Below are 7,054 nucleotides of genomic sequence, written 5' to 3'. Positions count from 1 at the left end.
TCGCTCAGTCCAGCGTCAAGTTTAATGCAGCTATTTCGGGCTGTTTAATCTGCTCAACCCCGGTCTTATTAACCCTCACCGGCATGCCGGATCGGCGGGTTATGGCTTGTTTGACTTTGGCTGCATCGGTTTGGGGATCGTCGATAAATTGCTGCACGGCATCGCTGAGTGCAATCGGCATGGTTTGTGGGTTATCACTCTCGTGAACTGATAACGGTTGGTGTACTTCGATATAGCGTTGCCCATTGGGTTCAATGGAAAATTTAATCGGCTGGTTAATGACTTGCACGCGAGTGTCTTTCGCTACGCTGTGAAATAAGGCTTTAATGTCTGCTGGACGTAATCGAATACAACCTGAGCTCACCCGCAGTCCAATGCCAAAATTCGCATTGGTACCGTGGATCAAATATTCCCCTCGTCCAGCGGCGAGGCGCAGAGCAAATCGCCCCATGGGATTTTTTTCCCCGGCTGGCATCACAGCAGGTAAAACTTTGCCTTTTGCTAAATACCCATGATGGGGGTGTTGAGCCCCCGCATACCGATACCGATAGGGTAGACGACCACGGTTCCTGCTCCAGGCGGATAATAATACAGGCGTAATTCAGCAAGATTAATGATGATGCCTTTGCCGTTCTGTGTCTGGCAGTAACATCTGGCTCGGGATGGTTAATCGTGAGCCGGGAGCGGGCAAATAAGGATCCGTGCCAGGGTTGGCTTCGAACATGTTTAATAAACCGATTTTATATTTAGCCGCTGTCGCTTCAAGAGGACGACCATCATTTTGTACGGTAACAATATGATTTTAACCAATTAAACGGCCAGAATCGGAGGGGAGAGGGTATTCAGTTGCTGTAGCGCAAAGACTAAAAGCGAAGGAGATGAATATCAGTATTGTTTTCATATTCAATTCCTCTCTTTATGAAGAGTTTGTTATATGAAATTTTAGCTTAGCATATACCCAATGAATTTCGAGTTACGGCAAGGCGGCCAGGGCGACCGACCGATGAGCGTAGACATACTACGTGATTCGGCGAGCACCCGCAGACAACAAAGCCGTAACTTGAAAGGCGAAGGGTATATACTTCTTCTATTAACCTGCCTCCATGCAAGAGCTTATTTCCAAACCAGTTTAATTTGATTTAAGTGTTGTCGTCGCTTGCCGTACTATTTGTACTGTCTGCGCTCCTCAGCCTTGAATCAAATTAAACTGATTCGGCTATATTGGAAATAGACTCTTAGGCCGTCAAACGTTTGTTTGCATACATAAGCATTCTGCTCTAGCACGAATAGTCCGCACCATCGCTTCTAGCCCTTGTGATCGCCCAGGCGTTAAATGTTGACTGAGCTCCAAATCAGCAAAAAAAGATTTAATATCTAGCTTGATGATTTGTTGTGGTAACAAATGTTGATAAAGACTAAACACCATCACTACCAGCCCTTTTACTATTGCAGCGTCACTGTCGCCAGCAAATAATACCGTGCCATCTTCCGCTAACGTCATCTCAATCCATACTTGGCTCTGACAGCCATTAATCAGGTTATTGGGGTGACGTTGTTGTGCGGTGAGGGCAGGTAATTGCGCTCCCAGTTCGATAATGTAGAGATATTTTTCTTCCCAATCATGGCAGCGGGAAAAATTACGTATTAATTTTTCTTTGTTTGGTAAATTGGACATAGTCACAGCCCCTAAATCTGTAAAAAATTAAAGCCGATGGTGTATGTCGGCTTAATATGTGCTTACTTTTTATTAGACCTCTTCGGAAATCTACTGCGTGACGCGGATCCTGCGTTGCCAGCAATCTTCGCTATGGTTTCCAAAGAGGTCTATTGTTATAAAATGGTGTTGATATATTTTAATTGGCGCACTAATTGATCCACTTCTTCATGGGTATTATACAAAGCGATTGATGCACGACACATCGTCGAGACCTGGTAAAATTCCATCAACGGCATCGCACAGTGTTGACCGGTGCGGATGGCAATGCCATGACAATCGAGAAAACAGCCCACATCAGAAGAGTGATGTGACCCTAAGTTAAAGGCGATAACACCGGCGCGGTTTTTCTCTCGGCCATAGATGATTAAGTTGGGTACTTGCTTTAACTTTTCTAATGCATAGTCCATCAGTGATTGTTCATACCGTTGAATTTCAGTTAATTTTAGAGCACTAACATATTCGATAGCGGCACCCAAGCCGATAATACCCGCGGTATTGGGTGATCCGGCTTCAAAACGCCCTGGAGCACCAGCAAAGGTGGTTTCTTTTGTTAAGCTGACTTTGTCAATCATTGACCCGCCGCCTTCCCAGGGTGGCATTTTTTTTAATAACTCACTTTTTCCATACAAAATCCCAATCCCTGTTGGGGCGTATAATTTATGGCCAGAAAAAACGTAAAAATCACAATCTAAGGCCTGAACATCGACCGGTTGATGCATAATTGCTTGCGCCCCGTCGACTAATACCACCAGCTCTTTTTTTGCCAGAGCGCGCGCTTTAGTGACAATGTCACTTATTGGGTTGATGGTGCCAAGTACGTTAGAGATATGGGTAATCGCCAGTAAGCGCGTTCTTTCATCGATCAAATTGGCTAATTGATTGATATCTAACTCGCCAGAATCTTTTATTAAGTGCCACACTTTGATGTTAATGCCACGTTCCTTTGCCAACAGTTGCCAGGGGACGATATTGGCATGATGTTCCATTTCGGTGATGATAATGTTATCACCGGGCTTTAGAAAATGGCGGCCATAGCTGTTAGCGACAAGATTGATGCCTTCGGTAGTGCCTTTAACAAAGACAATGTTTTCTTTCATAGGGGCGTTGATAAATTCGGCCACTTTCTGACGTACCTTTTCCATCGCTTCAGTGGCTTCTGCACTGAGGGTATGAATACCACGATGCACCGCTGCGCACTGTTGGCGATAAAAATTCATCTCACTGTCGATCACCACTTGGGGTTTTTGTGCGCTGGCAGCGCTGTCCAGATAGACCAGTGGCTTGTTGTTGATTTTTCGGCTGAGTAACGGAAAATCAGCGCGTATTTTTTCCACCGCAAAACTCATGGCTGTTTCTCCGCTAAACGATCAGTGATACGTTTTATCACTTGCTGACGGATCAGGTTATTTTCCAGTGTTTCCGTGAGTTCGGCGGCAAAAGCAAAAATGATCATCTTTTTTGCTTTTGCCTGGTTGATGCCACGAGATTGAAGATAAAACAGTTGTTCAGCACTGATGCGCCCCACGGTGGCACCGTGGCTGCATTTTACATCATCGGCGTAAATTTCTAGCTGCGGTTTGGTGGCAACGAAGGCTTGTTGACTGAGGAGTAGGTTGTTATTGGTCATCTGTCCATCGGTTTTCACTGCATGGGGGGCAACTTTTAATAAACCATTGAACACCGCCGTTCCGCCATGTTGCACGATCATTTTATGTAATTGTCGGCTTTGACAGTGGCCGGTATTGTGTTCTAAATAGCTGCGGCTATCTGCTATTTCTCCGCTCAGTGGTAATAGGAGGCTGTTGATTGAGACATCGCCGTCTTCACCATTGAGCTTGCTACTGGTATGGTGCCTGGTTAACCCGGCACCGAGCAGAAAGCTATCGCTGTGCGCCCGCGCGTGACGCCCAAGTATCACATCGTTATGAGAAAAGTGATAGCTCTGCGCGGTTTCAAATGCCAGTTTACAATGAGTTAATTGGGCATTATCACCTACGGCCATTGTTAGGCGTGCGTTGGTAAAATTTGCGTGATGCTGGTGGCTAACAAAATGTTCGATCACCTGCGCGCTAGCATGGGGTTCAATGACTAAATGATGACGATAATAGCTGCTACTGATCCTCTTTTCATTGTTATCATGGGTTTGACCTGAGTCGATATGCAGAAAATATAATGGTTTCGCCGCTTTTTTCCCTGCGGCTAAACGAATGAGTACTTTTTCTTGCGCCAAACTTTCTGTTAGATGCAAAAATATTTCAGGGTGAATGGCCGCCGGTAGGTTTTCTTTTTCTGTCAAAACACATATTTGGTATGGATCACAATGCGTGTCGCTAAGAGAAGGCGCCCATTTGCCATCGATAAAGACCAGCCGATGTGCTTCTAGTGGTAACGCCAGTTCATCGCATCGTTGCTTATTGATACGGATGGCAGAGGTTGTTGCATAGCTGAAATCATGTTGTAGCAGGCGATCAAGTGGTGTGTATTTCCAATCTTCATGTTTGTTATGGGGAAACCCCAATTCCATTACTTGTTGCCAATGCATCTGAGCATCTGATGCGCTGTTTGATCGCTGCTGAAACAATTGACCAAATTGTTTAAACGGATCACTGTTAGGTAGTAAGCCAGCCATAGCCTTGTTCCTCCAACTTTTTCGCGAGCGTAAAATCACCGGATTCGATAATACGACCGTCATGTAATACATGGACTTTATCGGGCTGTAGGTAATTTAAAATACGCTGATAGTGAGTGACGACAATAAAGGCGCGTTCGCTATCTCGCAGCGAATTGACCCCCTCTGCCACCACTTTTAACGCATCGATATCTAAACCTGAATCAGTTTCATCTAGAATGCCAAGCTTTGGCTCTAATGCCGCCATCTGTAAGATTTCGTTGCGCTTTTTTTCTCCGCCCGAGAAGCCAACATTGACTGAACGTGTTAATAGATCGGCTGGCATTTTTAATAAGGCAATTTTTTCTTCGATAAAATCGGCAAATTGAAAACGATCGAATGCCGATTTTCCACGGTATTTACGCACGGCATTAACGGCCGTTTGTAAGAAAAAACGATTGCTGACACCGGGAATTTCAACGGGATACTGAAAAGCAAGAAAGATGCCTTCGCCTGCCCGTTGTTCAGGCTCTAATGCTAATAAGTCTTCGTCGTTAAATCGTATTTCACCTTCCGTGATCTGGTATTCTTCCCGCCCTGCTAATACAGCAGATAGGGTGCTTTTCCCCGATCCGTTAGGACCCATAATGGCGTGAACTTCTCCTGGATTGACTTCTAAATTGAGTCCTTTGAGGATGTTTTTGCCTTCAACATTCACTTTTAACTGTTTAATGCGTAACATGTTGTTTCCTTTATGTGCCTTCATTGGGTATAACGCTATTCAATTATTAGACCTCTTTCGAAACCGTAGTTCGTTATGCGAAGTCAAGGCACCCGGCGCACAGCAACCTTCGTTGCCATGCGAGTACATGAGGATTGCGCGCACCGGGTAACGCCGGATTCGCATAACGTAGTAGGTTTGGAAAGAGGTCTATTGTCATTGGCGCTTAACCGACACTGTGTTCTAAGCTAATGGCTAACAATTTTTGTGCCTCTACGGCAAATTCCAGCGGTAATTCTGAGAACACATCTTTGCAAAATCCATTGACGATCATTGAGATGGCATCGTCTTCACTGATACCACGCTGGCGGCAGTAAAATAGCTGATCATCCCCAATTTTTGAGGTGGTAGCTTCGTGCTCTAACTGCGCTGAATGATTTTTGACTTCAACGTAAGGAAAGGTGTGGGCGGCTGAGTTAGCGCCAATAAGCATAGAATCACATTGCGTAAAATTACGTGCATTATCGGCACCGGGTAAAATCTTAACTAATCCACGGTAGGTATTTTGGCTTTTTCCTGCTGAGATCCCTTTGGAAATAATGGTTGATTTAGTATTTTTACCAATGTGGATCATTTTGGTACCGGTATCTGCCTGCTGTTTACCATTAGTCAATGCGACTGAGAAAAATTCACCGATAGAATGATCGCCTTGTAAGATCACGCTGGGATACTTCCAGGTAATAGCCGATCCTGTCTCCGATTGAGTCCAAGACATTTTTGAACCAGCGCCCTGACATAGCGCCCGTTTAGTCACAAAATTCAAGATCCCACCTTCGGTTTCAGAGCCAGCAAACCAATTTTGCACGGTGGAATATTTCACTTCGGCGTTTTTATGTAAGATCACTTCGACCACTGCCGCATGGAGTTGGTAGGTGTCGCGTACGGGTGCTGAGCAGCCTTCAATATAACTGACGTAGCTGTCTTCATCGGCGATCAGAATGGTGCGTTCAAATTGCCCTGTTTTAGCAGCATTGATACGGAAATAGGTTGAGAGCTCCATTGGACAGCGCACGCCTTTGGGCACGTAGACAAAGGTTCCATCGGAAGCGACGGCGGCGTTAAGGGCGGCAAAAAAATTATCTTTCGCTGGTACTACTGATCCCAGATATTTTTGCACTAGCTCAGGATGTTCTTGAATGGCTTCACCCAGTGAGCAAAAAATAATGCCTTGGGTGGCTAATTTTTTACGGTAGGTGGTGGCGACAGAAACGGAATCAAAAATGGCATCAACAGCTACTTCAACGCCTTCACGTACCGGTACCCCTAATTGCGCAAAAGCGGATTCGACTTCAGCCGTGAGATAGAGGTTGGTTGTTGTCTCATCTGTGGATGATGATTTTTTTTCGCTCTGGTTATCACCATTTTCATCACAGTGATTACAGGAGGGCGCTGAGTAGTAGCTATAATCCTGGTAATCCAATTTTTTATAATGCGCTTTTAACCAGTGGGGTTCTTCCATTGTCAGCCAGCCACGATAAGCTTCTAAGCGAAATGTCAACATCCATTCAGGTTCGTTACGTTTGGCTGAGATCGCGCGGATCACGTCTTCATTGAGTCCTTTACCCAATTCGTCTGTCGCCAATTGGGTAAAAAAACCTTCTTTATAACGTTCTTCCTTGACCCAAGCTGATATATTTTCGGAGGTTTCAACATTGCTTTGTGTCATTTCTTTTATCACTCAAACGCCAAAGCTTTCGCCACATCCACAAGAATGCTGCGCTTTGGGGTTATTAAATTTAAAGATCTGATTTAGCCCTTCACGCACATAATCCACTTCAGTGCCGTCAACAAAGGGCATCGCTTCCAAGGGGACGTAGAGTTTTGCCCCTTTGTGTTCAAATAGAAGATTTTCAAGCAAATCATTAGCTGATTTAGCTACCTTTAGCTGATAAGCAAATCCAGCACAGCCAGATTGCTTGATGTTAAGCTGCAATCCTTGACTTTGCGG

Annotated in this window: 7 protein-coding genes and 1 pseudogene; 1 reads left to right on the top strand and 7 read right to left on the bottom strand. The window is 45.0% G+C overall.

Features of this window, described 5'->3' with window-relative positions; all coding sequences use genetic code 11:
* Positions 1-4 precede the first annotated feature (4 nt).
* A pseudogene (locus REG_RS11380) lies at positions 5-901 on the bottom strand (L,D-transpeptidase family protein).
* Positions 902-961: 60 nt separating this feature from the next.
* Here REG_RS11380 and REG_RS13400 point away from each other — a divergent pair.
* Positions 962-1,138 carry a hypothetical protein gene (locus REG_RS13400; RefSeq protein WP_176603480.1) on the top strand — a complete coding sequence of 59 codons (177 nt, stop codon included), beginning with the start codon at positions 962-964 and terminating at the stop codon, positions 1,136-1,138.
* 105 nt (positions 1,139-1,243) lie between these two features.
* On the opposite strand, the gene sufE is transcribed toward REG_RS13400, so the two are convergent.
* From sufE to REG_RS07715, 6 genes are all read right to left on the bottom strand, one after another.
* Entirely contained in the window at positions 1,244-1,675 is a 432-nt protein-coding gene (gene sufE, locus REG_RS07740; protein ID WP_039907946.1) for a cysteine desulfuration protein SufE, read from the bottom strand.
* Positions 1,676-1,830: 155 nt separating this feature from the next.
* A complete protein-coding gene (gene sufS, locus REG_RS07735) occupies positions 1,831-3,063 on the bottom strand; it encodes a cysteine desulfurase SufS (protein WP_006705135.1) in 1,233 nt (410 codons plus the stop codon).
* On the bottom strand, positions 3,060-4,346 hold the full coding sequence (sufD, locus tag REG_RS07730; protein ID WP_039907944.1) for a Fe-S cluster assembly protein SufD: 1,287 nt from the start codon (positions 4,344-4,346) through the stop codon (positions 3,060-3,062). The genes sufS and sufD overlap by 4 nt, the downstream gene beginning before the upstream one ends.
* Complete coding sequence (gene sufC / locus REG_RS07725) at positions 4,327-5,067, bottom strand: Fe-S cluster assembly ATPase SufC (RefSeq protein WP_039907941.1); 741 nt, start codon at positions 5,065-5,067, stop codon at positions 4,327-4,329. The genes sufD and sufC overlap by 20 nt, the downstream gene beginning before the upstream one ends.
* A 205-nt stretch (positions 5,068-5,272) precedes the next feature.
* Positions 5,273-6,772 carry a Fe-S cluster assembly protein SufB gene (gene sufB / locus REG_RS07720; RefSeq protein WP_006705132.1) on the bottom strand — a complete coding sequence of 500 codons (1,500 nt, stop codon included), beginning with the start codon at positions 6,770-6,772 and terminating at the stop codon, positions 5,273-5,275.
* Positions 6,773-6,784: 12 nt separating this feature from the next.
* Positions 6,785-7,054: iron-sulfur cluster assembly accessory protein (locus tag REG_RS07715; protein ID WP_039907938.1), on the bottom strand; the 270-nt coding region annotated here is incomplete at its 5' end.

The sequence above is a fragment of the Candidatus Regiella insecticola LSR1 genome (assembly GCF_000143625.1).
In the GTDB taxonomy this organism is placed as follows: Bacteria; Pseudomonadota; Gammaproteobacteria; order Enterobacterales; family Enterobacteriaceae; genus Regiella; species Regiella insecticola.
This window is presented reverse-complemented; position numbering and strand designations above follow the sequence as displayed.

Coding starts and splice junctions, on each gene's coding strand:
- REG_RS13400 (WP_176603480.1), top strand. CDS start 962: ATGAATTTCGAGTTACGGCAAGGCGGCCAGGGCGACCGACCGATGAGC.
- sufC (WP_039907941.1), bottom strand. CDS start 5,067: ATGTTACGCATTAAACAGTTAAAAGTGAATGTTGAAGGCAAAAACATC.
- sufE (WP_039907946.1), bottom strand. CDS start 1,675: ATGTCCAATTTACCAAACAAAGAAAAATTAATACGTAATTTTTCCCGC.
- sufB (WP_006705132.1), bottom strand. CDS start 6,772: ATGACACAAAGCAATGTTGAAACCTCCGAAAATATATCAGCTTGGGTC.
- sufD (WP_039907944.1), bottom strand. CDS start 4,346: ATGGCTGGCTTACTACCTAACAGTGATCCGTTTAAACAATTTGGTCAA.
- sufS (WP_006705135.1), bottom strand. CDS start 3,063: ATGAGTTTTGCGGTGGAAAAAATACGCGCTGATTTTCCGTTACTCAGC.